Genomic DNA, 26,289 nt, shown 5'->3' on the forward strand with positions numbered 1-26,289 from the left:
ACCCCGACGACCCCGACGACCGAGCCCCGCCACCCACCCACCCACCGAGGAGCCCCGCCGTGCAGCACCCCGACCGTTCCGAGACGCCCGCCGCCGACGAGGCCGTGTCCCCGGGGTTCCCCGGCAGCGGACGGCGCGTCCTGATCAGCGGCGCGTCGCGGGGGCTGGGACGGGCGGTGGCGGAGGCGTTCGCCGCGAACGGGGACCGGGTGGCCGTCCACTACGGCAGCCGCCGGCGGGACGCCGAGGCCACCGTGGCCTGCCTGGCAGGCGACGGGCACGTCCTGCTCGGCGCGGACCTGGCGGACCCGCGGCAGACCGCGGACCTCGCGGACGCGGCGGCCGAGGCGCTGGGCGGCCTCGACGTCCTGGTGAACAACGCCGCCGTCAACACCCCCCACCCGCCCGCGACCACGGACTACGGCGACTGGTGCGCGGCCTGGCGGCGGCACGTGGACGTCAACCTGCTCGGCACCGCCAACCTCAGCCACGCCGCCGCCCGCCACATGATCACCCGGGGCGCCGGCGGCCGGATCGTCAACATCGGCTCGCGCGGGGCGTTCCGCGGCGAACCCGACCACCCGGCCTACGGCGCCACCAAGGCCGCCGTCCACGCGCTGGGCCAGTCCCTCGCCGTCGCCCTCGCCCCGCACGGCATCGCGGTCACCTCGGTGGCGCCGGGCTTCATCGACACCGAACGCGTCACCCACCGGCTGACCGGCCCCGAGGGGGAGGCCATCCGCGCGCAGAGCCCGTACGGGCGGGTCGCCACGCCCGAGGAGGTGGCCGCGGCGGTGCTGTGGCTGGCGTCCCCGCAGGCCGGATGGAGCGCGGGCGCGGTGCTGGACCTCAACGGGGCGTCCCACCTGCGGACCTGAGGGGATGGCCGCCGCTCAGGCGGCCCGGCCCGCCCGGACGTCGTCCGCCCGCCACCGGCCGAGGCCGAAGACGCCGAGGTCGATCGCCTCCGCCATCGCCGCGTGGCCCGCCGCGTTGGGGTGGTAGCAGTCCGCCTCGTACTCGGCGCGGAAACGGGTCGGGTCGGCCGGGTCCCGGACGGCGGCGTCGAAGTCGATGACGCCGTCGAACAGCCCGCCGGTGCGCACGAACTCGTTGACCGCCAGCCGGTTGGCCTCCCTGGCGCCGCCCGCGGCGTTGCACATCGGCATCAGGGTGGCGCCGACGACCTTCAGCCCCCGGGCCCGGGCGCGCTCGGTGATCTCCCGCATGGCGTCGACGACCTGCTCCGCCGGGGCCGGAGGCGCGAACTCGCCGCCCCCGAGGTCGTTGGTGCCCTCGAAGAGGATCATGTAGCGCGCGCCCGCCAGGCCCAGCACGTCGTCCTCCAGCCGGTCGGGCGCCGGGGGACCGCAGCACTGGCCCGTCGGGTCGTACGGGTTGGGCTGGCGGCTCACGGTGTTGCCCGAGATCCCGGCGTTGGCGACGGCCAGCTGCCGGTGCGGGGGAAGGGCGTTGATCCGGCGGGCCAGCAGGTCGGTCCACCGGTCGCCGCCCCCGGTGGCGTTGTGGCCGGAGGTGTTGGAGTTGCCCAGCGCGACGATCGCGCCCGCCGCGGGGGTGCGGCCGTCGACGACGTCCACCCACCACAACTGGCCCGGGTGGTAGCCCGGTTCGGCGGACAGCCCCCCGTCCTCCTCCGGGTAGGCCGCGTCGCCCGTGTCGCGGGTGTGGTCGCCGCCCAGCGACAGGAAGCTGCCGGGCGGGTTCGGGGACGGCGGCGGGAAGGTGTGGTCGTTGACCGGCGCGCCCGGCGCGTACAGGCTGACCGCCAGGTTCTGCTGGGCGGAAACGCGCAGCGGCACCGGGTCGCTGTAGACGCGCTCGCCCGGCGCCACGGTGACCTGCGTGCGCCCGCCGAAGGTGAGGGTGCGCAGCGAACGGGGCACCAGGTCGGCCTCCCCGACCCGGCGCTGCAACCCGATCGTGGCGGAGCGGAAGACCGCGGGGCGGTCGCCGTAGGGGTTCCCGACGCGCACCCGCAGCCAGGCGGCGGACACCGAGGCCCGGGCGATGTTGCGCACCGTCAGATCGGGGGAGGTGCCGTGCACTCCCTGGAGGCTCGCGCTCCAGATCGCGCTGCGGCCGTGCGCCGGGCCCGGCTCGCGCGGCCCGGCGGCGTCGCCGGAGGCGGCGGCCGGGGGAGCGGCCACGAGGGGCACGAGCAGGGAGACGAGCAGCAGCAGGAGCGGGACCGGCCACGCGCCCCGGCGGGCGCGGTGTCCGCCGCCTCGCGGCGAAGACGTCACGTCGTTCCTCTCGTTCGGCTGGTGCGGTGTGCGGACCGGGCGTCGAGGAGCTGGGAGCCGTGCGTGGTGGCGGGCGGTCCGGGCGGACGGGACCGCGGCGGGCGCGGTGCGCCGGCCGTGCCCCGCACAGTAGGAACGCCGCCGCGCCCGCGTCAACACCGCGCTCAACCGGTCGAGCCGGGCCGCCGGTCCCGGTCCCGGTCGAGCCGGTACACCCGGCGGGCGTTGTCCGCGCAGACCAGGGCGGCCACCCGCTCGGCGTCGCGGTACGACCAGGCGCCCTCGGCGGTCCAGCGGGACAGCAGCCGGGCCAGGGCGGAGCGGAAGAGCGCGGCCCCCGTCACGTACAGCTCCGGCAGGCCGTAGGCGTCGGTGGAGAACAGCAGCTTGCCGAACGGGGCCAGCTCCAGCGCCTCGGCCAGCACCTCCTCGGCCCGCGCGCCCGTGTGGTTCAGCGCCAGGCCGACGTCGGCGTACACGTGCGGATAGGCGTGCGCCAGGTAGGCGGCGTGCCGGTGGTACGGATAGCCGTGCAGCAGGACCAGCGCGCAGCCGGTGGGCCGCACCGCGCGGACGAAGTCGGTGAGCAGCAGCGGATCGCAGTGGTCCAGCCGCAGGTCGGGGTCGCCGAACCCGGTGTGCAGTTGCAGCGGGAGGCCGGTGCGGGCGGCGGACCACAGCAGGTGGCGCAGCAGGACGGGATCGGTGACCCGGTCGCCGGCGGAGCGGCCCGTGAGCCAGCGGCCGGCCGCCGCCCACAGCTCGGTGACGGCGGGCGGATCGGGTGCCAGGGCCAGCCCGTGGCGGTAGGCGGCCACCGACTTGAACCCCGCGGCGGTGCGGGCGGCCCGGTCGACGGCGGCCTCCAGGGCGGACAGGAAGGAGCCGACCGAGCCCGTCGCGTCGGCGGTCAGCTCGGCCAGCCGCTCCAGCCGCACGATCTCGTGGGCCCGCGCGCCGCCCTCCGCCGCCAGCTCCGCCGGGCCGGTCAGATCGGCGACCGGCCCGGTGTCCACCACGTAGTCGCCGATGCCGTCGGCGCGCAGCAGCCGCCGGGTGACCTCGTGCGCGCCCAGTTCCCGGCGCCGCGCCAGGTACTCCCCGGGCGGGCAGTGCGCCTCCAGGTCCAGCAGCGGCGGGCACCAGCGGCGCACCGCGAACCCCAGCTGGGTGTCGAGGAACGTGGTGCCGGGCGCGGCGGGCGCGTCCGACTCCGTCAGGTACGACGCGAACGTCGTGTCGTCGAGGTCGCCGCGCACCACGCCGTGGCAGTGGTGGTCCACCAGCGGCGGCAGGTCGGACGCCCCGATCGCGCCGGTCACCGGTACCCCCTCGGGGCGGCGGCCGTGACGCCCTCCGCCCCCGGCCGCACCGCCTCGCGGCGGGCGTGCCGCCGGGCGCGCCCGCGCCGGTCCACCGCAGCCGTCTCCACGCTCCTCCTCCCCGGCCCGCCGCCCGGCCGGCGGCGCGTACGCCGCCGCGGACGCGGCCGTGAGGCGATCATGACGCAGCCGGTGCGCCGCGGCCGCCCGGAGGCGCCCGTTCGGAGGGGCCCGCGCCCGGGAGGGGGTACGGGCCGCGTACGGTGCGGGGAGCACACCGCCGCAGCACGAGGAGCCCCCAGCGCCATGGAAGCCGCCGTCTACCGCCACAACGGGCTCGTCTGCGCCGACCACACCCTCCAGGTCCCCCTGGACCACGCCCGCCCGGACGGCGGGACGATCACCCTGTTCGCCCGCGAGGTGACCGCCGCCGGACGAGAGGGGGAGGACCTGCCCTGGCTGCTGTGGCTCCAGGGCGGCCCCGGCCACCGCGCCGAACGGCCCGACGCCCCCGGCGCCTGGCTGCGCCGGGCGCTGCGCGACCACCGCGTCGTCCTGATGGACCAGCGCGGCACCGGCCGCAGCACCCCGGCCGACCGCCGCACCCTCGCCGCCCTTCCCGACGCCGCCGCGGCCGCCGGGTACCTCGCGCACTTCCGCGCCGACTCCATCGTCCGCGACGCCGAGCTGCTGCGCCGCCACCTCGCGCCCGGCGGCGAGCAGGACCGCCCCTGGACGGTGCTCGGCCAGAGCTTCGGCGGCTTCTGCGCGCTCACCTACCTCTCCCTGGCGCCCGAGGGACTGGAGAAGGTGCTGATCACCGGCGGGCTGCCCGCCCTGACCGCGCACGCCGACGACGTCTACCGCGCCGCCTACGCCCGCGTCCTGGACCACAACGAGCGCTACTTCGACCGCTACCCCGGCGACCAGCGCCTCGCCGACGCCGTCGCCGCGCACCTGGAGCGGCACGACGTACGGCTGCCCACCGGCGAGCGCCTGACCGTGCGCCGCTTCCAGACCCTGGGCACCGCCTTCGGGACCGCCTCGGCCTTCGACCGCCCGCACTACCTGCTGGAGACCGCGTTCGTGCCGGGGGCGCGCGGCCCGGAGCTGTCCGACACCTTCCTGCGCGGGGTCGAGGCGGCCGTCTCCTTCGCCGAACACCCCCTGTACGCCGTCCTGCACGAGGCCATCTACGCCCAGGGAGGCCGGCCCACCGCCTGGTCCGCGCACCGGGTCCGCGAGGAGTTCCCCGCCTTCGACGCCTCGCGGGGCGGGCCGCTGCGCTTCACCGGGGAGATGGTCTACCCCTGGCACTTCGAGGAGGACCCGGCCCTGGCACCGCTGCGGGAGGCGGCCCACCTGCTCGCCGAGCGCACCGACTGGCCTCCGCTGTACGACGCCGACCGCCTCGCCGCCAACCGGGTGCCGGTGGCGGCGGCCGTCTACCACGACGACATGTACGTCGACCGCGAGCACTCCCTGCGCACCGCCGCCGCCGTGCGCGGCCTGCGCCCCTGGATCACCAACACCCACGCGCACGACGGGGTGCGGGTCGATCCCGCCGTCTACGACCGGCTGCTGGCCATGGTGCGCGGCGAGGTCTGACCCCTCGGCGCGGTCCGGCCCCTCCGGGGCGCCCGGCGCCCCTCCGCCGGCGGGGCGCGGTGTCCCTTCTGTCCCCTCCCGCGCGCTCCCGGTCCCGATGGGGTCCCGCGGTCCCCGGGGCTTCGCCTGCCGCTCGCCCGCCGTTCAGCTCCGCCGGTCAGTGTCACTGCGGCAAGCCGACGAAAGTCAGCGAAGACCAACGGAGGTGTCAGGAGCAGTGCCAGTCTCTCGCCCCTCGTCCAGGCCCGTGCGCGCCGCGCTCGCGGCGGCCGGAGCGATGGCCCTCGCGGGTTCCGCGTTCACCACCACCCTGGCCGCGCCCGCGGCGGCCACCCCCGCCGACCGCGGCGACTGGAACACCGGCGCCTACCGGGGCCAGGTGGAGGTCGTCCCGGCCGACGGAGAGGACCGCGGCGACCGAGGACGGGTCCTCACCGGCCGGGTCTTCCTCGACGGCGACCGCGACAGCAGCAGCGACCGGCGCGAGCGCGGCCTGGCGGGGGTGACGGTCTCCAACGGCCGCGACGTCGTCACCACCGACCGCCACGGCCGCTACCGGCTGCCCGCGTTCGACAACATGACCGTCTTCATCACCCAGCCGTCGGGCTACCAGGTGCCCGTCGACCGGCACAACGTCGCGCAGTTCCACTACAACCACCTGCCCGCCGGCTCCCCCGAGCTGCGCTACGGCGGCATCGCGCCCACCGGCCCGCTGCCCAAGGCGGTGAACTTCCCGCTGGTCAAGAGCAAGGCCACCGGGGACCGCGAGCAGAACTGCGTCATCGCCGGCGACCTCCAGCCCTACGACAGGGAGGAGGTCGGCTACGCCCGCGCCGGAGCCATCGCGGACCTGGCCCGGCGCACCGACTACACCGGCTGCGGGCCGCTGTTCATCGGCGACGTCGTCGGCGACGACCTCTCCCTCTACCCGGACGTCAGGGAGCTGACCGCCGAACTCAACGGCCCGGTGCGCTTCCTGCCCGGCAACCACGACCTGGACTTCGACGCGAGGACCGCCGAGCACTCCTTCGACACCTTCCGGGCGCAGCTGGCCCCGGCGTACTACTCCTACGACGTCGGCCGCACCCACGTCATCGCCCTCAACACCGTGCGCTACCCGTGCACCCCGGACGTCGACAACGCCGACGGGAAGCACCCCAACTGCACCGACCCGGAGAACAGCCCGTCCTACAACGGGCGGCTCGGCGAGCAGCAGCTCAAGTGGCTGGAGCGGGACCTGGCCCGGGTGCCCTCGGACCGGCTGGTCGTGGTGGCGAGCCACATCCCGCTGCTGACCTTCGCCGACGAGGGCAGCACCCGGCACCAGACCGACGAACTCCTGGACGTCTACCGGCTCCTGGAGGGCCGCAGGGCCGTCTCCGTGGCCGGGCACACCCACTCGGTCGAGAACATGAGGACCGGCGACCTGTTCAAGGGCTGGCGCGACATCTTCGGCGTCGAGGGCCTGCCGTTCCCGCACATCACCGCGGGCGCCATCTCCGGCGACTGGTACTCCGGCGCGGTGACCGAGAAGGGCTACCCGGTCGCCGTCGGCCGCGACGGCGCCCGTCCGGGCGTGCTGACCCTGAACATCAGGGGCAACTCCTTCACGGAGCGCTTCACCGTCACCGGCGAGAGCGACGACGTCCAGACGCAGCTCGGCCTCAACTCGCCCGCGTACCGCCAGTGGTACGCCGAGCGCCAGGCCTGGAACAAGGACAGGCGGGGCCCGGCGCCGGAGCCGGTCGACGGCCGCGTCGTCAGCCGGGCCGACCTGGCCGGCACCACCTGGCTGACCACCAACTTCTGGATGGGGTCCACCGGTTCGAAGGTGAGGGTCCGCATCGACGGCGGCCCGGCGCGCGAGGCGGTGCGCACCCAGCGGGCCAGGGGCGAGGACCAGTTGGTGGGCCCGGAGTGGTCCGACCCGCACGCGGTCGCCCAGCAGCTCGTCCACGGAGGCAGCGTCGCCGACCGCACGATGCACCTGTGGCGCCTGGAACTGCCCGCCGACCTCGAGGCGGGAACCCACCGCGCCGAGGTGACCGCGACCGACGTCCACGGCCGCACCTTCACCGACACGATGGAGTTCAGGGTCGTCGAGGAGCGCTGACCGCCTTCCCCGTGATCCCAGACCGTGATCCCAGCCCGTGCCCCGGCCGCCGCCCAGGCGGTGCGGGGCACGGGCGCACCGGACTCCGCACCGCCCGGGCGCCGGCTGGACGGTCCGGGGCTCAGGCCCCGTCGCCGGCCTCGGCTCCGGCTCCAGCGCCGGCCCCCGCCTCGGCACCGATATCGCTGTCGCTGTCGATGTCGTACCAGTCGTCGGCCAGCAGCCCGGCGTGCGACGGCTGCACTCCGGCCTGCACGGTGCCGTCCGCGGTGACGAACCGCAGATGGGCGGCGAGCGTCCGGCTCCGCCCGTCGGGGGAGACACACGCCGACTCCGGCTCCAGATAGACGTACTTGCCGGGCTGGATCCAGCTCCGGCGCGCCATGCGGCGGCCGTTCTTCAGCGACTCCAGGGCTGCGGAGAAGTCCATGCCGCGAGCGTAGTCGGCCGCCCGGAAGGGGCTTGAGGAGACGGGGACTCTGTGCTAGATGGCTCTCGGGACGGGTGTCTCCGTGCGGAGGCGGCGGCATATGCCAGATCAGGCATTTCCGTTACCGGCCGTGACAGAGCGTCATGTCCGTGGAAGGATTCAAGGACCCACTGCACACGGTTTCGACGGCTGCGAGCCGATGAGGGGGGCGACGATGCCCGACGGGGGCGGAGCACGGGCGGTCCGGGTCCGGATCAGCGGCACCTTCGACAGCGAGACGGACCGGGCCGACCTGGAGGAGTGGCTCCTCCAGGAGGACTGGTTCAAGGAGCACGCCCGCAAGGGGCTGCTGAGGGTCGAGAGGCCGGACGGCGACCCGGGCGGGCAACCGGGTTCGTCGAGGGACGACGGCCCGCCGATGGGCGGCCTCCTCAGGGACGTCCTGCTGATCGTCGTCTCGGCGAGTCTCCAGCCGGTCTTCAGCGACCTCTACAACTCCATCAGGACCTCGGTCGACGCCTGGCGTGAGAACCGCCGGGTCACCAGGAGCGGGGGAGAGGACCCCCGCACACGCGTGGAGGAGACCGACGCCCCGGACGGCGCCACCGGAGACGCTCCGGAGGACGAACCCGGGACGGGAGGCGCGGAGCCCGACCCCGACGAGGAGTAGGCCGCCGTGGAGCCTTACGACCCGCGCAGGCCGGGCAGCAGGGCGGTCCTGCTGGGGGCGAGCGACTACAAGTACCGGGACCAGTGCCCGGACCTGGTGGACCTGCCCGGGGTGAAGCGCAACCTCGACGAACTGCGGAAGGTGCTCACCGACGAGAGGACCGGCATCCTCGGGGAGGAGCAGGTCGAGACGGTGGCCGCGACGACGCACGACACCTTCGTCGACGCGCTCGTCCGGGCCGTCGACGAGGCCACCGAGCTGCTCCTGTTCTACTACGCGGGCCACGCCTGGCTCTCCTCCAACGGCCAGGAGCTCTTTCTGACCGTCGAGAACTCGCACGTCAGCGAGGGGCCGCGGGTCGAACGCCTCAACGTCGTGTCGTGGGAGCGGGAGATCCTGCCCCGGTTGCTGAACCCCGGCACCCGCGCCGGCCACGTCCTCGTCGTCCTCGACTGCTGCTACGCGGGCAACGCGCTGCTGCGGTTCCAGCCGGACGCGAAGTCGGTGACGGTGCTCGCGGCGGTGCAGAGCAACCGCAGGATCCGGGCCGGCAAGGGCGACGCGTGCACGCCGTACACGGGGAAGATCGTCGAACTCATCCGCGGAAGGGCCGGGGAGGAACCCGTCACGGCGGCGTGGCTCGCCGGCGCGCTGGGCGAGGCGTTCGAGAACCGCACCACCGTCAACGGGGACCGATGGCGCCCGCAGAGCCGGCTGAGCCACCACCCGCTCCTGCTCTCGACGTCCCCGCGGCCGTCCCCGCCCGGGCCCCCGGACCCCCCGCGGTCCCCCGGGCCGCCGCCTCCCCTGCCCGCCCGTCCGGCGAAGGCCGCGCGGCGCTCCCCGAACCGGGCGTTACGGCGCCTCGGAGCCCTCTCCGGGCCGCTCCGCCTCGTCCTCGTCGCCGGAGTGGCGGCCCTGCTGGCGACGGGCGTCCGGCTGTGGTGGGCCGACGAGCCGTCCGCGTGTCCCTCGCCGCTGGAACTGCGTCTGCTCGCCGACCCCGAGGTGCGTCCGACGGTGCAGGCCGTCGTGAACGGATTCCTCGACTCCGGCGAGAACAAGGACGGGGACGGCTGCCGGCGCAGCGGCGTCACCGTCTACGACGCCAAGGCCACCGGCGCGGTCGACTTCCTGGCGGGCAGGCACTCCGAGAGCCTGCTCACCCAGCCCGACGTCTGGATCCCGGCCGCCAGGAGCGCCCACGCCCAGGCCGCCGGGAACGGCGCGGGCCAGGCCCGCCTCGACAACCTCGGCCCGATCGCGTACACCCCGCTGGTGGTCGCCGTCCCCGACACCCTGTCGTTCAGCCCCACCCTCCGCAACGGGTTCCAGCTCGCCCCCATCCTCGCCCGGCTCCGGGAGGACAACGAGGAGCAGACGCTGCTGCGCGCCGACCCCGAGCACACGCTCCCGGCGCAACTGGCGACCGTGGCCCTCTACGGAGAGCACTCCTCGGCGAAGCCCGTGGACAGCGGGGAACTGTCCGGATACGAGCAGGGGATGGCCGAGCTGAGCCCCGCACCCCGCACCTCCCACTCCCTGATGTGCGCCCTGGCCGAGGACAACGCCCTGGAGAGCAGGTCGCCCGTCCTGATCCCGGAGCAGACCATGGCCCGGTTCAACCTGCCCGCGGGGCACCCCGAACGCCCCGGCTGCGCCTCGGTCGTCCTCAACGAGCGCATCGCCCTCTACCCCACCGACACCCCCGTGCTCGACCACCCCTTCGTCCACGTCACCTGGAAGGGAGCCGACCGGGACGCGCAGGCGCGGGAGGCGGCGGTCCGGCGTCTCCACCGGTGGTTCACCGGGGAGGAGGGGCAGCGGATCGTCACCGGCGCCGGATACCGGGGGGTCGGGGAGGGCGGGCCCGCCCTCCCCGAGCGGGGCTCGCCGCTGGACGACCCGCAGACGGTCCTGGAGTCCCCCAAGCTGGCCTCGGGCACGCCCGGGCCCGGGGCCGTCGCCCGGACCCTGAAGCGCTACCGCGAGGCGCTGGGGCCGGGGAGGGTGCTGTACCTGCTCGACAGTTCCGGCTCCATGGCCGAGGTCTGGGAGGGCGAGGGCCGGGCCAAGGCCCTGGTGTCGCGGTCCCTGGACTCGCTCGGGGACGAGGACGAGTACGGGATCCGGGCCGTCGCGTCGGCCCCCGGCGCCCCCTCGGCCCATCGCGGCCTCGTCGGCTTCGGCAGACACGACCGCGACCGGGTGCGGAGGGAACTGGAGGAGGCCGGGACCCACCCGGAGGAGGCGGACGTCGACCGGGCGCTGCGCGAGGCGCTGGACTACCTCGACGCCCGTTCGGAGGGCGACGACCGCCCGGGGCTGATCGTGCTCGTCACCGACGACGAGGACTCGGCGCGGGTGACCGAGGACAGGCGCATCGCCCTGCTGGACAGGGTCGGGGAGGCACGGGTGCGCGTCGTCACCGTCACACTGCGGCGCGGAGGTTGCGTCAGCGGCAGGCTCGGCCAGCAGATCGCGGCCGAGTCCGGCGGCCGCTGTCTGGCCACATCGGCCGACCAGGCGCAGGACCTGGCGGACGAGGTCGCCAGGGTCGGAACGGGAGACGCGCGATGAGGCGCCCCGGCGCGGTACGGGCCGCCGTCGCCTGCCTGCTGGCGGTGCTGCCGGCCGCCGCGTGCGAACGCGGTGCCACCACCGCGCCCGCCCCGCCGCCGACCGGAGCCGCGGGCGGCACCATCACCGTGGCCAGCGGGCTGGACGTGACCGGCACCGACGGAGTGCGGCACCGGCTGATAGAGGAGTGGAACCGGCGGAACCCGGAGCACCCGGCGCGGCTGGTCCAGCTGTCCGGGGCCGCGGACCAGCAGCGCAGCCAGCTGCTCGGCGCGCTGCAGTCGGGGAGCGCCTCGTACGACGTGGTGAACCTGGACATCACCTGGATCCCGGAGTTCGCCGAGGCCGGACTGATCAGCCCCCTCGACGGCCGGGTCGACCTCGGGGACTTCATCGACCGCGTCGCCGACACCGCCTCGTGGAAGGGACACGTCTACTCCGTCCCCTTCAACAGCGACGTCGGGCTCCTCTACTACCGCAAGGACTACCTGGAGGAGGCCGGCATCGGCCCGTCCCTGTGGTCGGGCGGCGAGCGGCCCTGGAGCAAGGTGACGGCCGCGATCGACGCCCTGGACGCCCAGCGGAACCGGCCCGAAGCCTACGAGCACGGCTGGACCGGCCAGCTGGGCGCGTACGAGGGCCTGACGGTCAACGCGATCGAGGCCTTCGCCTCCGCCGGGGTCCGCCTCACCGACGACAAGGGGAACTACACGGCCGACCGGGCGGACCTGGAGGAAGGGCTGCGGGCCCTCGGGGAGCGGGTGGCGGAGAGGCGTCTCCTCCCCGACGCCCTCACGTCCGACGAGACCACCAGCCTCGACGACTTCACCGAGGGCAGGACCGCCTTCCTGCGCCACTGGCCCTACGCCTACGGACTGCTGTGGAAGGACCTCCCCCGGGGCTCGTTCGACGTCACCCGGCTGCCGGGGAAGGCGGTGCTGGGCGGTCAGAACCTGGCCGTCGCGGCCGGCTCCCCCCGGGCCAGGTGGGCCCTGGAGCTGGTCGAGTTCCTCACCGGCAGGAGCAGCGAACGCTGCCTGCTGGACGCCGGGTTCGCCGCCACCCGGGAGTCGGCCTACGCCGACCCCGGCGTCACCTGCGGGATCACGGACGGGACCGGTGGCGAGAGCACCCGCGCGCCCACCGTGGAGGGCTCCGGCCCGGTCCCGGCGGACGCCGAGGGCCGCCCCGCCCACGCGGCCGAACTGCTCGTCTCCCTGAAGAACGCCGAGCAGCGTCCCCGCACCCCCTACTACGGCGCGTTCACACAGGCGCTGCAGTCGCACCTCCACCGGTGGCTGGAACGGAAGGCGCCGGACCCGGAGGCCGCCGCCGCGGAACTGGACGAGGCGCTGCGCAAGGCGCTCGAAGGCCGCTGACCCGCGGGGCCGTGGCGCACCGCGCGCCTCCCCGGCCGGTTCCGTGTGGTTCTGTGTGACCTCGCGCTTTTCTGTGCGGTTCCGTGATGTTCCGTGATGTTCTGTGTGGACATCCCGGTCGTGCCGCCGTCCACGGCTCGGACCGTGCCGTCCGGCCCCGGCTCCGGGCGCCCCTCAGAGCCCCACGACGCCGCCCGCCGCCGTCAGTTCGTACTCCAGCGCGATCTCGCGCCTCTCCCCGGGCGCCAGGTGGAGCGTGTAGCGCACCATGCCCTCCGCGTCGGCGTCCTCGTCGGGCTCCGGCCGGCACGCCTCCTTCCGCAACCGCACCTCGACGGCGGAGACCTCCGAGACCGGGACGCGTTCGCGGACCACCACCTCCGCCGCCTCCCCGCCGGGGGCCGAGTCGAGCCGGGAGACGAACAGCCGCACCCTGCGGACGATCACCGTGCGCTGGTTGATGCCGGTCAGCCCCGCGGTGTCGCGGCTCTCCTCGACATGGCGCACCACCCGGTAGGTGTCCTCGCTGCCGAAGGCCAGCAGCACCTCCTCGCCCACCCCCGCGAACGGCAGCTCGCCGCGGCCGGCGAACCCGCCGCCGCGCACCAGGTCCACCGGTCCGGCCAGCAGGACGTGCCCGGCCTCGTTGGACAGCCGGGCCACCCGCGTCACCAGCGGCGACAGCTCGGGGGCGCACGTCAGCCCGGTGCGGCACGGCGCGGTGAAGGCCGACAGGCCCACGCGGTGGGGACGGCCGTCGGACACCACGCTGACGGGCGCCGGAGCGGTCATCATCCGCACCTCGCCCCCGTCCGAGAGCCCGGGAAGCTCCGCCTCCGCCTCCGCCCGCGCCGCACCGCCCGGGGCCGATTCGTCCCCGACGGTGCGGACCTCCTCCTCGCGCAGATCCACCTCGACCGTCCGCCGCTCCTCGGCCGAGCGGTCGCGCAGCACCAGGGCGTCCTCGCGCAGCGCCGGGGGACCGGCGGCGAGGGTGGGGCGGGCGGTGGACAGCGACAGCCGCACCCCGTTCCAGTCCTCGCCGGTGCGCTGCCACACCACCGCGTCGGTCTCCAGGCGCACCGACCGCTCGTCCCCGGCCAGCGTCGCCCGGTAGGCGGGCCGCCACAGGGCGCAGGGCACCAGGTGGGTCAGGCGCAGCAGGGCGGGCCCGGCGCGGTCGGCCTCGACGACCACCTCGACGGCGGCCGTCAGCTCCTCCGGCTCCTCCTCGGTGCGCCTCAGGGCCCGGCGCGCGTCCTCCAGCTCCTCCTCCAGGCGGCGCAGCCGGCGCCGCAGCAGGCGGAACTCCTCGCCGCGCCTCCCGGCCTCCTCGTCGACCCGCTCCAGACGGTCCGCCCAGCGCTCCGGGTCGGCGCTGCCGGCCCCGGCGCCCTCGGCGACGTCGCGGTACAGGTCCGCCCTGGCCTGGGCGACGACCGCGAGGCGGCTCTCCAGCCGCTGCCGCAGCAGGCCGGCGTCGCGCAGCTCCGCCTCCAGGTCGTGGACCCTGCGGCGCAGTTCGGAAGCGTCCTCCCCCGGCCCGTCCGGGCGCGGCGGCGCGTACGTGCGCACCACGCGGGCGTCGACGACCCGGACGGCGGGCGCGCCGGGACCGTCGCGGAGGACCTCCGCGCGCAGCGAGCGGTCCACGGCCAGCGGCGTCACCGGGCCGACGAGCAGCCGCTGCGCTCCCGCGGCCAGCTCGACGGTCCCGTGCCGCTCGACCTGGGCGCGGTCCTCCATGCACGTCACGGCGGTGACCGGCAGGGGGGTCGGCCCCCCGGGGGCCGCCGCCGCGCTGCCGTGGGCCGTGTCCTGTGGTGCGTCCGTCATGGTGTGGCTCAGTCCCTCCGGTTCCCGCCGACCAGTGCCTTCCCCGCGGGGATCCGGACCTCGTACCCGCCCCTGAGCACGGTGGTGCGGCCCGGCTCCAGCTCCACCCGCCAGATGCGGGCCCCGCGCACGTGGCCGTCGCCGCCGTCCTGGTCGTCGAGCGGTTCGCCGGGGGCGGTCCAGGGCGGTTCGGCCCGGTGCTCCTCGATCCGCACGTCCTTGTCGGTGCTGACGGGCACGCGTTCGCGCACCTCCACCGTGACCCGGTGCGCGAGGCGGTTGGCCAGCTCCACCTCGACGGTGTGGTCGAGCACCGTCGTCCCGCCGCGCAGCCCGGCCGCGGACTCGCGCAGGTGCGTGCGCCGCGCCACCCGGACGCTCTCGACCGCGCCGATCCCCACCCGCCTGCGCTCCCCGGGGGCGAGGGTGGGCAGCGGCGCGGTGAGGACGAAGTCGCCGTCCACGGTGACGTCGGCCGGACCGGCCAGCAGCGCGTGGCGGGAGGCGTTGGTCAGCAGCACCGTGCCGTACACGGTCTGGTCCACCGACGGCACGCACACGTACTCCGGCACGGTCTCCATCGGGACCTCGCACACGGGGACCGTGTGCCAGGCGCCGTCCGCGGCCACGTCCACCGGCGCGGCCGTGTCGTAGCGGTGGTGGAACGAGCCGGCGGCCCGCCGTACGTCGACCGCGTGGGAGGGCCGCTCCAGCCGCGCCACGGACTCGGCCCGCCGCCGGTACTCGGCGACGACCGCGCCCTGTCCGGCCGGCGCGGGCCGCAGTCTGCCGCGGTGGCCGGGCTCGTCCGGGCCGGCCAGCGTCAGACCGGAGTAGTCGAGCAGGTCACCGCTGGGACCCGGCGGCTGCGAAGGCGGCTGAGGGGGAAGTTGCGGGGAAGGAAACACGGCTCCGGCCGGCGGCGGCGCCCCCGGGGACGCCGGGAGGAGCGGCGCGGGGGCCGCGGCAGCGGGGGCCGCGGGGGCGCCGTATCCCGAGAACCCGCGCTCCGGCCCGTGAGCCGCCGCACCCGCCCGGGGCAGCGGTGGCGGGGCGGGGGAGGCGGGGAGCGGCGCTCCGGCCGCCCCGGCCCCGACAGCCCCGCGGGGGCGGCCTTCCGGCCGGGCGCGGGGGAGGCGGGGTCCGGGCGCGACGGCGGCGTCGTAGCCGGCGAACAACTCCTCCAGCCCCGGCGGGGGTTCGCGCCACCCCCGCGAGGAGGGCTCCTCCTGGCGCCGCCCGATCCGCAGCGACCGCAGCCGGGGGACGTCCGTGCGCCGCAGCAGGTCGGCGGTGGACAGGCCCAGCCGTACGCCCGTCCAGTCCTCGCCGGTGCGCTGGGCCACGCAGGCCCGCAGGACGAGCGTCCCGCCGGAGCCGGCGCCCGTGCCGTCCAGCCGCAGCTGGTACACCGGCGACCAGGTGGCCCCGGGCACGTGGTACCCGACCTCCAACTCCACCTCGGCGAGGTCCCGTTCGTCCCGGCCCTCGGCGTGCGGCGGGACGTCCCCGGCCCGGTCCAGCGTCAGGACGGCGGCGGCGGACTCGCCCGCCCGCGCGGCGGGCAGCGCGCTCGACGCCGCCTCCAGACGGTGGACGAGGACGTCGACGTCGTGTTCCGCGCCGCGCAGCTCGTCCTCCACCGCCCGCAGCCGCTCGTGGAGCAGGGCCAGCCGGCCGTCCACGAAGTTCGCCAGCGCCAGCAGGGACTCCACCGGCGCCCAGCGGGGCGGATCCCCGCGGCGGGGCTGGGGCGGCACGGCCCGCAGAGCGGCCACCTCCGCGACCTCCGCCGCGAGCCGGTCGCGCCGCTCGCGCAGCCCGTCCCGGCGGGCCTCGGCCTCCTCCAGGTCCAGCCGCAGCCGGGGAAGCCCGTCGTCCCGCCGGGGCGCGGCCGTCCTCGCCACCCGTACGTCGGTCACCCGCAGGCCGGGCGGACCGGAGACGACCCGGCCGCGCAGCGAGTGGTCGTACAGGGCGATCGGCAGACCCTCGACCCGGACGCGCACGGCGGCGCCCGGGGCCGACGGGGGACGCGGCGGGAGGACGCAGCGGGCGCGCCGGGCGCACACGGCCCCGACGGCGTGCACCACCACGGACTCCAGCACGGACTCCGCGCACAGCGCCGTCTCCGCGCCGCCCTCCGCGACCGTCCCGTCCGTCATGCCGCCCCCTCGCGCCCCTCACCCGACCGGTGACCGCACCATAGCCCCTGGACGGTGCGGGGCATGAGGTGTTGTGACGGGTCCGGGACGTTTTCCCCTCCGGTCGCGGGTGCGGGCCGGTTCCGTCCGCGCCCGTGCCCGGCGCGCCGCCCCGCCCGGCGGCGCGCGGCACCGGTCAGAGCGCGTAGTGCACGCCCAGCCCCGTGGCGCCCGGGGCCAGTTCGGGACGGAGGACGAGGTCGTCGTCGTAGTCGCCGCCGTTCTGGAAGCGGAAGGGGAGGGGCTCGGTGTCCTCGGCGGTGAGGACCCGGTCCCGCAGCAGCGCCGCGGCCTCCTCGTACTGCCGCGGGGTGAGCCGGTCGGCGCCGTACACCGCGACCGGGGGCAGGACCGTCATCCCGGTGTACCAGAGGGTCCCGTGCAGCAGCGGGAACAGGACGTGGTCGAGTTGGCCGTTGATGCCGCGCGGGCCGAGAGCCGGTTCGGGCGAACCGGCCGTGACGACGACCAGGGCGCGTTTTCCCGCGAGGAGCCCCTGGCCGTAGCGCAGGGTGCGCCCCGGACGCTCCGGATCGGTGACCCCGTAGGCGAACCCCTTGACGAAGACGCGGTCGAACCAGCCCTTGAGGATGGCGGGCATGCCGTACCACCACAGCGGGAACTGAAGGACCACCGTGTCGGCCCGGGCGAGCTTCTCCTGCTCGGCGCGGATGTCGGGGCTGAGCGTCCCGTCGCGGTGGGCGCGCCGTGACGTCGAGGTGACGACCAGCCGCTCGTCGGGAACGCACTCCCCGCCGTCCTCACCGCCCCCGCCGTCCTCCGGACCGCCGCCGAAGTCGCCGCGGTCGACGGTGGCCTTCCACCCCATGGCGTACAGATCGGACAGCCGGCAGGCGTGGCCGGCCTCGGCCAGGGCGCGGACGCCCTCGTCGCGGAGCGAGCCGCTGAGCGACCGCTGCTCGGGATGGGCGAACACCCACAGCACGTTCATCGAAGATCCTCCCGGTTCGGCGCTCCTGGCTGCCTGCCCTCCGGCGCGACGCCTCAACCCCCGGCGCCCGCCCGCCGCACCGCGTCCGGGACGCGGTGCGGCGGGCGGGCGCCGGCGCACACGCTCTTCCCAGATGCCCGTGCCGCTTCTAGGGTCTTCGCTGGTAAGCGCTTTCCATCACTGTCGACCGACGAAGGAGCCCGTCCCCGATGCCCGCAGCCACCCCACGCCTCCGCGCCGCCGTCGTCGGCACCGGGGCCATCGCCACCGGAGGCCATCTGCCCGCCCTCGAAGCCCACGCGGACGAGGTCGAGACGGTCGCCGCCGTCGACGTGGACGCCGGGCGGCTCGACGCCTTCCGCGCGCGGGCGGGCGAGGCGGTGCGGGGCTACACCGACCTGGCCCTGATGCTGGAGCGGGAGCGCCCCGACCTGGTGCTGATCGGCACCCCGCCCTCCCTCCACCGGGAGCAGGCGGTGGCCGCGCTGCGCGCCGGCGCGTGGGTGCTGTGCGAGAAGCCGCTGTGCCTCTCCCTCGCCGAGTGCGACGAGATCGCCGCAGCCGAGGGCGCGGAGGAGGACGGCGGCCCGTACGCCACCGTCTTCTTCCAGCACCGCTACGGCTCCGGCGCCGCCCACGCCCGCGAGCTGCTCGCCTCCGGAGCGCTGGGGGCGCCGCTCGTCGCCCACTGCCAGACCACCTGGTACCGCGACACCGCTTACTACGCCGTCCCCTGGCGCGGCAGATGGGCCACCGAGGGCGGCGGGCCCACCATGGGCCACGGCATCCACCAGACGGACCTGCTGCTCCACCTGCTCGGCGACTGGGCCGAGGTGCGCGCCATGGCCGGACGCCTGGTGCACGACGTGGAGAGCGAGGACGTCTCCACCGCCCTGGTGCGCTTCGAGAGCGGCGCCATGGCCACCGTCGTCAACAGCGTCCTGTCCCCCCACGAGGTCAGCCGCATACGGATCGACTGCTCCGACGCCACCGTCGAACTCAGCCATCTGTACGGGCACTCCAACGACGACTGGGTCTACACCCCCGCCCCCCACGTGGCGCGGGCCTCCGACGCCGCCGAACGCGTCCGCGCCTGGCGCACCCCCGCCGCCGACCTGCCCAGCTCGCACACCGCCCAGCTCGCGGCCGTCCTCGCCGCCCGGCGCGCGGGCGTCCGCCCGCCCGGCAGCGGCCACGAGGCCCGCCGGACGCTGGAGTTCACCGCCGCCCTGTACAAGGCGGCCTTCACCGGGCTGCCGGTGCGCGCGGGCGAGATCGCCCCCGGCGACCCCCACTACACCGCCATGCACGGCGACCACCCCGAATGGGCGCCGCGCACCCCCGCGAACGCGAAGGAGAGCCGATGAGCGCGCCCATCACCGTCACCCACACCCACGGCGAGCGGGTCTCGTTCGCCTGCGGCGGGGTGGAGCTGATGTCCTACGTGTACCGGCCCGACCCGGACGCCTTCGAGTCCCGCAAGCCGTACGTCCATCCGCTGCGCACCCTGGCCGGCCGCACCGTCACCGGCTACCGGCCCAGCGACCACCGCTGGCACAAGGGCCTGCAGATGACCGCCAGCCATCTGTCCGGGCAGAACTTCTGGGGCGGCAACTCCTACGTCCACGGCCGGGGTTACCTGCCCCTGCGCGACCGCGTGGGGTCGATGCGCCACGACGCCTTCGGGGCCGTCGAAGCGGCCGGGGACCGGGCACGCCTGGTCGAGCGGCTGACGTGGGTGGAGAACGGCGGCGGGGAGTGGGCCCGCGAGACGCGCACGGTCGAGGTCCACTCGGCGCGGCCGGAGGAGGGCGCCTGGGCGCTGGACTGGTCGATCCGCCTCACCAACGTCCGCGCCGAGCCGCTGGTGTTCGGCTCCCCGACCACCGCCGGACGCGAGATGGCCGGCTACACCGGCCTCCACTGGCGCGGGCCGCGCGACCTCACCGGCGGCGACGTCCTCGGCCCCGGCGGCCGGGGCGGCAGGGGGGAGGAGGGCGCCGCGGCCATGATGGGGACGCGGGCGCCCTGGCTGGCCTTCACCGCCGAACGCGACGGCGAGGACGCGCACAGCACCCTCGTCTTCGCCCACGCTCCCGAGAACGACGGGGCGATCCACGCCTCCCACTGGTTCGTGCGCTCCGAGCCCACCCCGGTGGTGGCCTTCTCCTGGGCGTTCTTCGAGGAGTTCGAGCTGCCGCCGGGCGAGGACCTCGCCTACCGCTACCGCGTGGTCGTCGCGGACGGCGCCTGGGACCGCGACCGGGTGGAGTCCTGGCTGGGGGCGCACGGATGGTGAGCGCGCCGCGGGGAGGGCCGCCGCCCGCCCCGCTGCCGGGCGCGGTCGGCCTCTCCCACGTCGACGCGTACGACTGGGAGGCCGCCGACGGGGTGTGCGGCGGCAGCCCGCACCTCCACCTGGTGTGCACGGAGGCGTACGTCGTCACCGGCGGGCGCGGCGCCGTGCAGACCCTCACCCCGAGCGGCTGCCGGGAGACGGAGCTGGCGCCCGGCTCGGTGGCCTGGTTCACCCCCGGCACCGTGCACCGCATGGTCCAGCACGAGGGGCTGCGGGTCACGGTGCTGATGCAGAACGGCGGTCTGCCCGAGGCCGGGGACGCCGTCTTCACCTTCCCGCCGCACGTCCTGGCCGACCCGGAGCGGTACGCGGCCGCCGCCGCCCTGCCCGCGCGGGAGGGCCCGGAGGCGGAGGAGGCCGCCCGGCGCCGGCGGGACCTGGCGGTCGAGGGCTACCTCGCGCTGCGGTCCGCGCTGGCCGGAGGCGACCCCGGCCCCCTGCTGGACCTCCACCGAGCGGCGGCCCGGCTCGTCGCGCCCAGGGCGCCCGGCTGGGAGCGCCTGTGGCGGGCCGGCGCGCTGGCGACGGCGGAGCGCACCGGCGCGCAGCTCGCCGCGCTGGCACGGGGCGAGGCCGGACATCTGGCGGAGGCCGCGGCCTGGTCCGCTCACGCGACCCGGCGCGGCGGCCTCGGCATGTGCGGCCGCCGCGACGAGTACGAGATCCCCGGCGCCACCCTGCCGTACGGCGGCGAGTGACGGCCGGCGGGCCCCGCCGTCGGCGGAAGCCGGAGGGTCCGGTCGGGCCGCGACGCCCACGGCACCACGTGCCCCGGGGGGACGCGTGAACAGCGCGGATCGCGGGATCGCGGGATCACGGGGACGCTCCGGCGGATCGCGGGTCAGGACGTGGCCGAACCCGGTCGCCCGCCCACGGCCGCGAAGGAACTCGCCTCCCGTGCACATCGCCGAGCACCACGGCTTCCGGTACCGGCGGGCGCACCGGCCCGGCCCGGAGGACGGGGAGGTCCGCGTCGGCCTGTACCGCGACACCCGCCCCGATGCGCTCGCGCCGGCGGGGGCCCGCCTCCGGCGCGACGTCCAGGGAGGCGGCGCGAACGCGGGGCAGAGGGCGGTCGCCCGGGGCGCGGGGCCGTCGCCCCGCCGGCGTCGCTGCTGGACGGGAAGCACAGCACGGCCAAGCCGGTCCGCGGGGCCGTGCCCGCCGTGCTCCCGGCGGCGTGCTTCGGGACCGGGGCCGTCCGGCGCGAACGGACGGCCGAGCGGCTGCGGCGGGCGGGGTTCGACCCGGGCGCGACGCGCCCGGCCGGGACCGCCTCCTCGCGCCCGGCCGGCGACCGCCGGAACACGCCGGGCCGTCCGGGACCGGCGCCCCGGGCGCACGGTGATCCGCGCCGCACCGGGCCGGCCCTCCCCGCCGCCCTGCCGCCCCGCCGGGGGGCCGTACGGTGAGGTGAAGGGCCCGTCGCCCGCGCACGGGCGGTGCGCGGACCCGCCGGCCCTCGCGGGTCAGGTGCGCGCCTCCAGGTCGCGCCGCGTGTCGTCGCCGTACACGCCCTCCTCGTCGCCCCGGACGCCGTACCACTGCTGGAACCGGGCGACGGCCGCGGCGACCTCCGCGTCGTAGCGGCCGTCGACGTCCCCGTCGGGGTAGATGTCCGGGACCCGCCGCAGCCGCTCCTGCAACTCCTCCACTCCGGGGCCGCTGTCCCCCTGCCGCAGCACGCCGGAGTCGGCGGCCCGCGACTGCCGGGAGGCGGGGGTGGGCGACGGCGGGACGGACGCCGGTGGCGGGGACGGGGCGGCGGACGGTGTGGGAGCCGGTGTGCCGGGAGTCGGCGTGCCGGGGGACGGCGGGCCGGACGCGGGCGCCGGGGTCTCCGGCGCGGACGTCGCCGGAGCCGGGGGAGCGGGGGGCGGGCCGAACAGCGGGAGACCGGGACCGGTGGGCGTCAGGACACCGGAGGCGACCAGCAGGGCCGCCAGGGCGGAGCCGATCGCTCCGGTCGTCAGGATCAGGGCGGTGGTGCGCGGGCCGCGCCGCCCGGTCAGGAAGCCCGTGCGCGGTTCGGGAGGCGCCACGGGCCCGGCCGGCGCGGCCGGGCCGTCGCCGGACCGGTGCGGTACGGCCGGCCGCGGACTGTCCCACGGACCCAGGGACCGCGGTCGCCCGCCGGCCGGGCGGCGGAACGGCGGCCTCGGATCGGGACGGATCGCCATCTCCCCCTCCTGTCGCTCCTCTGCCCTCGTACGGCGGGGCACGGCAGGGCACGGCGGGGTACGGAAAGCCGCCGGACGCCCGCCCGCGCGAACGCTCCGAGGCCGGTGCGCGACCCGCCGCGACACCGTGCCGCAGAGTACGCGATCGCTCACGGATGGTCCCCCGGACGACGATACTCGGTCACGGCCCCACCGGAGCCGGTCGTGCGCCACCGGTGCGCGCCTCTTTCCGCGGCCCGCCGGGAGCCCGGCCCGCGCCGGGAGCCGTCAGTGCGCGCCGGAGGCGTCGAGGTAGACCCACTCGCCGCCGTGGCGTACGAAACGGCTGTGCTCCTCCATGACCTCCGCGCGCCCCCGCTCGGTGAAGTGGGCGCGGAAGGAGACGGTCCCCTCGGTGTGGAAGGGGCTGCCGCCGGTGGTGCCGAGGATCTCCAGGCGCCGCCACCGCACCTCCGGGTCCGGTTCCAGCCGCTCCGGCCGGGTGCCGGGGTGCCAGGTGCGCAGCAGGTAGGCCCGGTCGCGCACGGCGAAGGCGCTGTAGCGGGAGCGCATCAGCGCCTCGGCGGTGGGGGCCGGGGCGGTGCCCCGGTGGAACCGGCCGCAGCAGTCGCCGTAGGAGGAGGGCAGCCCGCACGGACAGGGCGCGTCGGGGCCGAAGGAGGAGGGACCGGAGGAAGAGGGACCGGGAGAAGAGGGGCCGGAGGAGGAGGGGGAGGACGGGGCGGAGGGCGCGGTCGGCCGCGGACGGGATCGGCGTCGTGACATGCCCCCATGGTGACCGCCGCGCGGGGGTGCGCGCGGGCCGGGGCGCCCGCGACCGCGGACGGCGGGGCCGCGGGCGCCCCGGCCCCGCCCGGGGAAGGGCTCCGCGCCCTACTGGACGGCCGGGCCCGCGTCCTCCGTCCCGGACAGTTGCGCCAGGTACTTGTGGCACTGGGCGGCGCGCCGGGAGTCCTCCTCCATCACCGTGCGGAAGAAGTCGGCGATCTCCTGCTTGCCCGCGTTCTCGGCGTCGCGGACGTACTGCCCGTAGTCGTGTCCGGCCTTCAGCGCGTGGTACTGCACCGAGATCAGGTCGTAGACGACGTCGCTGAATCCGGTCTCTCCGGTTGCCATACTCACCATCTCCGAGGTCGGGTCACGTGGATCGAGCATCCGTGTTTCCCGGTATCGCACGGGAAAACAGCCTTTGTTCGCGGGAAACGGGCAGAAGGGTCGAAGGGCGTGCCGCGACCGGCGGCCCGCCGCCGGCCCCGCGCGGGAGGGACGCAGATGCCACGACAGGACGACGGGAAGCGGTCGCGGAAGAAGCACGGGGGCCGGCCCGCCCGGCTGCCCCGCCCGGTGTACGAGAAGGAGCTGGGCCGGCTCCAGGAGCAGCTGGTGGTGATGCAGGAGTGGGTGCGCTCCACCGGCGCCCGGCTGGTCGTCGTCTTCGAGGGGCGCGACGCGGCGGGCAAGGGCGGTGCCATCAAGCGCGTCACCGAGTTCCTCAACCCCCGTGTGGCCCGCATCGTCGCCCTGCCCGCGCCCACCGAACGCCAGCGCACCCAGTGGTACTTCCAGCGCTACGCCGAGCAGCTGCCCGCGGCCGGCGAGATGGTGCTGTTCGACCGCAGCTGGTACAACCGCGCGGGCGTGGAGCGCGTCATGGGGTTCTGCACCGAGGAGGAGCACGCGCGCTTCCTGCGCCAGTGCCCCGTCTTCGAGCGGCTGCTGATCGAGGACGGCATCCTGCTGCGCAAGTACTGGTTCTCGGTCGGCGACGAGGAGCAGGAGCGGCGGTTCCAGTCGCGGCTGGAGGACCCCGTGCGGCGCTGGAAGCTGTCGCCGATGGACCTGGAGTCCCGCGTCCGCTGGGAGGCGTACTCGCGCGCCAAGGACGAGATGTTCGCCCACACCGACACCCCGGAGTCCCCCTGGTACGTCGTCGACGCGGACGACAAGCGGCGGGCGCGCGTCAACATGATCGCCCATCTGCTGTCCAGCGTGCCGTACCACGAGGTCGAACTGCCCGAGCTGAGCCTGCCGCCCCGCCCGGAGCCCACCGGCTACCGGCGCCCGCCGCGGGAGACCCAGACCTACGTCCCCGACCACGCCGCCTCCCTGGAGCGGGCCGCGGAGGAGGGCGCGTAGCGCCGCGCGCGCCGTGTGCCCGGCGTACGGGGTCCCGCCGGGCACACGGGGCCGCCGGGAGGCCGCCCGCTCCCCGCGGGCTCCGGCGGCGCGGTGCGCGGTCCCGCTCCGTTCCGTTCCCCGCGTCCGGTGGCCGCCTCCGGGGCCGCCACCAGGACACCACGCGCGGGGCCGTGACCACAGGGCCGACGGTCCCCGCCCGGGGACCGGCCGGCCCCCGGGCGGAGCACGGGACTTTCCGGGCGGGCGCTCCTACGCTGGAAGCATGCGCGGGGACCCGGTCACCCTGTTCCTCTGCGGTGACGTGATGCTCGGCCGGGGTGTCGACCAGATCCTCCCGCACCCCGGTGACCCGGCGCTGCGGGAGGCGTACATCAGGGACGCCCGCGCCTACGTCGAGCTGGCGGAGGAGGCCAACGGGCCGATCCCCCGGCCGGCCGGCTTCACCTGGCCCTGGGGCGACGCACTGGAGGCGATCGACGAGGCGGCCCCCGACGTCCGGGTGGTCAACCTGGAGACCGCCGTCACGCGCGCCGACGCGTTCGCGCCGGGCAAGGGCGTCCACTACCGGATGAATCCCGCCAACCTCCCCTGCCTGTCGGCCGTCCGCCCGGACGTCTGCGTCCTGGCCAACAACCACGTCCTGGACTTCGGCCGCCCCGGCCTGGAGGAGACGCTCGACGCCCTGGCGGACGCGGGGACGGCCACGGCGGGGGCGGGACGCGACCTCGCCGCCGCACGGCGGCCCGCCGCCGTGCCCGCCGGCGTCGGACGCCGGGTGCTGGTCCTCGCCTTCGGCATGCCCTCCAGCGGCATACCGCCCGGCTGGGCCGCCGGCGCGGGCCGGCCCGGCGTGGACGTCGTGGCCGAGCCGTCGCAGGCCGCCGCCGTGTCCGACCGGATACGGCGGGTCAAGCGACCGGGCGACATCGCGGTCGTCTCGGTCCACTGGGGGCCCAACTGGGGGTACGAGGTCTCCCGCGAGGAGGTCCGCTTCGCGCACGCCCTGGTCGACGGCGGCGCGGACGTCGTCCACGGCCACTCCTCGCACCACCCCCGCCCCCTGGAGGCGTACCGCGGCAGGCCGGTGCTGTACGGCTGCGGCGACCTCGTCGACGACTACGAGGGCATCACCGGCCACGAGCGGTACCGGGACGACCTGCGGCTGCTGTACTTCGTCCGGCTGGAGCCGGACGGCCGCCTGGCGGAGGTGCGGATGGTGCCCCTCCAGGCGCGGCGGATGCGGCTGCACCGCGCCTCGCGGGAGGACTCCCGGTGGCTGCGCGCGGCCCTGGACCGGACCGGCCGCGGCCTCGGCTCGCGCGTCGGCCGCGAGCCGGACGGCGCACTGGTCCTGCGGCGGTGACGCGGGCGGCCGCCGGGACGGCGGGAAGCCGGGGCGCGCCGGGACGCCCGTCCGTCAGCGCACCGCCGTGGTGTCAGGCGGCCCGTGCGGGACGGGCGTTGTCGACGGCCAGGGTGACGGCCAGCACGCCCAGGACGGACCCCATGGCGTACCGCTGGAGCCGGAGCCAGGAGGGGTGCCGGGCGAGGAGGACGGCGATGGAGCCGGCGGCCAGGACGATGGCGAGGTTCACGGCCAGGCTGACCGTCGTCTGGACCGCTCCGAGCACGAATCCCTGGAGGAGGACGTGCCCGGCCCCCGGATCGACGAACTGGGGTATGAGCGAGAGGTACATGACGGCGATCTTGGGGTTGAGCAGGTTCGTCGTCAGACCCATGGCGAACAGGCGCCGGGGCGAGTCGTGCGGGACGTCCCGCGGGGCGAAGACGGACGCGCCGCCGGGCCTGAGCGCCTGCCAGGCGAGCCACGCCAGGTACGCGGCGCCGGCGAGCTTCACGGCGGTGTAGAGCCCGGGGACGGCCAGGAAGACGACCGACAGGCCCAGGTTCGCGGCCGTCAGGTAGACGAGGAAGCCGAGGGCGACGCCGCCGAGGGAGACGAGCCCGGCGCGCCGTCCCTGGGTGATGCTCCGGGAGACGAGGTAGAGCATGTTCGGCCCCGGGGTGAGGACCATGCCCAGCGAGACCGCCGCGACGCCGAGTACCGCCTCTGCTCCGAGCATGGCTCGCATCCGCCTCTCCACGGGCCGGTCCGGGGCGTCGGGCCGCCCGCGGGGTCGTCGTCCGCCGAGCGTATGCACCGTCTGTGCGTCGGTGCAATAAGGAATATTGATCTCGGTGCAATGTTGTGCTTGGGTTGCCTCCGGCGCCGCGCGGAGCCGGCGGGAG

General features: G+C 76.1%; 21 protein-coding genes. 11 read left to right on the top strand and 10 right to left on the bottom strand.

From position 1 onward, the window contains the following. The first annotated feature begins 104 nt into the window (after positions 1–104). Complete coding sequence (locus QC029_RS17100) at positions 105–878, top strand: SDR family NAD(P)-dependent oxidoreductase (RefSeq protein ID WP_279556570.1); 774 nt, start codon at positions 105–107, stop codon at positions 876–878. 15 nt (positions 879–893) lie between these two features. Here the strand turns inward: QC029_RS17100 and QC029_RS17105 are convergent, their stop codons facing one another. Next, complete coding sequence (locus tag QC029_RS17105; RefSeq protein ID WP_279556534.1) at positions 894–2,267, bottom strand: GDSL-type esterase/lipase family protein; 1,374 nt, start codon at positions 2,265–2,267, stop codon at positions 894–896. Between the two features lie 164 nt (positions 2,268–2,431). Further along, complete coding sequence (locus QC029_RS17110; protein ID WP_279556535.1) at positions 2,432–3,589, bottom strand: amidohydrolase family protein; 1,158 nt, start codon at positions 3,587–3,589, stop codon at positions 2,432–2,434. Between the two features lie 306 nt (positions 3,590–3,895). On the opposite strand from QC029_RS17110, the gene QC029_RS17115 reads away from it, so the two are divergent. Beyond that, the gene (locus QC029_RS17115; RefSeq protein ID WP_279556536.1) at positions 3,896–5,197 is read left to right on the top strand and encodes an alpha/beta fold hydrolase; all 1,302 of its coding nucleotides are present in this window, start codon (positions 3,896–3,898) and stop codon (positions 5,195–5,197) included. 217 nt (positions 5,198–5,414) lie between these two features. Continuing rightward, positions 5,415–7,310, top strand: a complete 1,896-nt coding sequence (locus QC029_RS17120; protein WP_279556537.1) for a calcineurin-like phosphoesterase family protein — start codon at positions 5,415–5,417, stop codon at positions 7,308–7,310. Between the two features lie 121 nt (positions 7,311–7,431). Here QC029_RS17120 and QC029_RS17125 read toward each other — a convergent pair whose 3' ends face one another. Further along, complete coding sequence (locus tag QC029_RS17125; protein ID WP_279556538.1) at positions 7,432–7,740, bottom strand: MW1434 family type I TA system toxin; 309 nt, start codon at positions 7,738–7,740, stop codon at positions 7,432–7,434. A gap of 214 nt (positions 7,741–7,954) precedes the next feature. Between QC029_RS17125 and QC029_RS17130 the strand changes: the two genes are divergently transcribed. The 3 genes from QC029_RS17130 to QC029_RS17140 are packed head-to-tail and all read left to right on the top strand — an operon-like array spanning position 7,955 to position 12,369. Beyond that, positions 7,955–8,410: a hypothetical protein gene (locus QC029_RS17130; RefSeq protein WP_279556539.1), complete on the top strand. Its 456-nt coding sequence runs from the start codon at positions 7,955–7,957 to the stop codon at positions 8,408–8,410. A gap of 6 nt (positions 8,411–8,416) precedes the next feature. Continuing rightward, positions 8,417–10,990 carry a substrate-binding domain-containing protein gene (locus tag QC029_RS17135; RefSeq protein ID WP_279556540.1) on the top strand — a complete coding sequence of 858 codons (2,574 nt, stop codon included), beginning with the start codon at positions 8,417–8,419 and terminating at the stop codon, positions 10,988–10,990. Continuing rightward, a complete protein-coding gene (locus tag QC029_RS17140; protein WP_279556541.1) occupies positions 10,987–12,369 on the top strand; it encodes an extracellular solute-binding protein in 1,383 nt (460 codons plus the stop codon). The genes QC029_RS17135 and QC029_RS17140 overlap by 4 nt, the downstream gene beginning before the upstream one ends. Before the next feature lie 174 nt (positions 12,370–12,543). Here QC029_RS17140 and QC029_RS17145 read toward each other — a convergent pair whose 3' ends face one another. From QC029_RS17145 to QC029_RS17155, 3 genes are all read right to left on the bottom strand, one after another. Further along, complete coding sequence (locus QC029_RS17145) at positions 12,544–14,205, bottom strand: DUF4139 domain-containing protein (protein WP_279556542.1); 1,662 nt, start codon at positions 14,203–14,205, stop codon at positions 12,544–12,546. Between the two features lie 8 nt (positions 14,206–14,213). Continuing rightward, positions 14,214–16,370 carry a DUF4139 domain-containing protein gene (locus QC029_RS17150; RefSeq protein ID WP_279556543.1) on the bottom strand — a complete coding sequence of 719 codons (2,157 nt, stop codon included), beginning with the start codon at positions 16,368–16,370 and terminating at the stop codon, positions 14,214–14,216. 175 nt (positions 16,371–16,545) lie between these two features. After that, positions 16,546–17,361, bottom strand: coding sequence for an NAD(P)H-dependent oxidoreductase (locus QC029_RS17155; protein WP_279556544.1), 816 nt, complete (start codon positions 17,359–17,361; stop codon positions 16,546–16,548). Between the two features lie 209 nt (positions 17,362–17,570). Between QC029_RS17155 and QC029_RS17160 the strand changes: the two genes are divergently transcribed. The 3 genes from QC029_RS17160 to QC029_RS17170 are packed head-to-tail and all read left to right on the top strand — an operon-like array spanning position 17,571 to position 20,418. Further along, positions 17,571–18,728: a Gfo/Idh/MocA family protein gene (locus QC029_RS17160; RefSeq protein WP_279556545.1), complete on the top strand. Its 1,158-nt coding sequence runs from the start codon at positions 17,571–17,573 to the stop codon at positions 18,726–18,728. After that, positions 18,725–19,660, top strand: coding sequence for a PmoA family protein (locus tag QC029_RS17165; protein ID WP_279556546.1), 936 nt, complete (start codon positions 18,725–18,727; stop codon positions 19,658–19,660). Before QC029_RS17160 ends, QC029_RS17165 begins: the two co-directional genes overlap by 4 nt. Next, a complete protein-coding gene (locus QC029_RS17170) occupies positions 19,654–20,418 on the top strand; it encodes a cupin (RefSeq protein WP_279556547.1) in 765 nt (254 codons plus the stop codon). The genes QC029_RS17165 and QC029_RS17170 overlap by 7 nt, the downstream gene beginning before the upstream one ends. 771 nt (positions 20,419–21,189) lie before the next feature. On the opposite strand, the gene QC029_RS17175 is transcribed toward QC029_RS17170, so the two are convergent. The 3 genes from QC029_RS17175 to QC029_RS17185 form a co-directional block, all read right to left on the bottom strand. Next, entirely contained in the window at positions 21,190–21,762 is a 573-nt protein-coding gene (locus QC029_RS17175; protein WP_279556548.1) for a peptidoglycan-binding protein, read from the bottom strand. 405 nt (positions 21,763–22,167) lie between these two features. Continuing rightward, on the bottom strand, positions 22,168–22,665 hold the full coding sequence (locus tag QC029_RS17180; protein WP_279556549.1) for a YchJ family protein: 498 nt from the start codon (positions 22,663–22,665) through the stop codon (positions 22,168–22,170). A gap of 108 nt (positions 22,666–22,773) precedes the next feature. Next, on the bottom strand, positions 22,774–23,016 hold the full coding sequence (locus QC029_RS17185) for an acyl carrier protein (RefSeq protein ID WP_279556550.1): 243 nt from the start codon (positions 23,014–23,016) through the stop codon (positions 22,774–22,776). A 156-nt stretch (positions 23,017–23,172) separates the two neighbouring features. Between QC029_RS17185 and ppk2 the strand changes: the two genes are divergently transcribed. Together ppk2 and QC029_RS17195 are read left to right on the top strand one after the other, a co-directional pair. Beyond that, the gene (gene ppk2, locus QC029_RS17190; RefSeq protein ID WP_279556551.1) at positions 23,173–24,036 is read left to right on the top strand and encodes a polyphosphate kinase 2; all 864 of its coding nucleotides are present in this window, start codon (positions 23,173–23,175) and stop codon (positions 24,034–24,036) included. Between the two features lie 265 nt (positions 24,037–24,301). Further along, on the top strand, positions 24,302–25,402 hold the full coding sequence (locus QC029_RS17195) for a CapA family protein (RefSeq protein ID WP_279556552.1): 1,101 nt from the start codon (positions 24,302–24,304) through the stop codon (positions 25,400–25,402). 73 nt (positions 25,403–25,475) lie between these two features. Here QC029_RS17195 and QC029_RS17200 read toward each other — a convergent pair whose 3' ends face one another. Continuing rightward, the gene (locus QC029_RS17200) at positions 25,476–26,123 is read right to left on the bottom strand and encodes a LysE family translocator (protein ID WP_279556553.1); all 648 of its coding nucleotides are present in this window, start codon (positions 26,121–26,123) and stop codon (positions 25,476–25,478) included. Positions 26,124–26,289: the final 166 nt, after the last annotated feature.

It is taken from the genome of Streptomyces sp. DH37, from assembly GCF_029813835.1.
Lineage (GTDB): Bacteria > Actinomycetota > Actinomycetes > Streptomycetales > Streptomycetaceae > Streptomyces.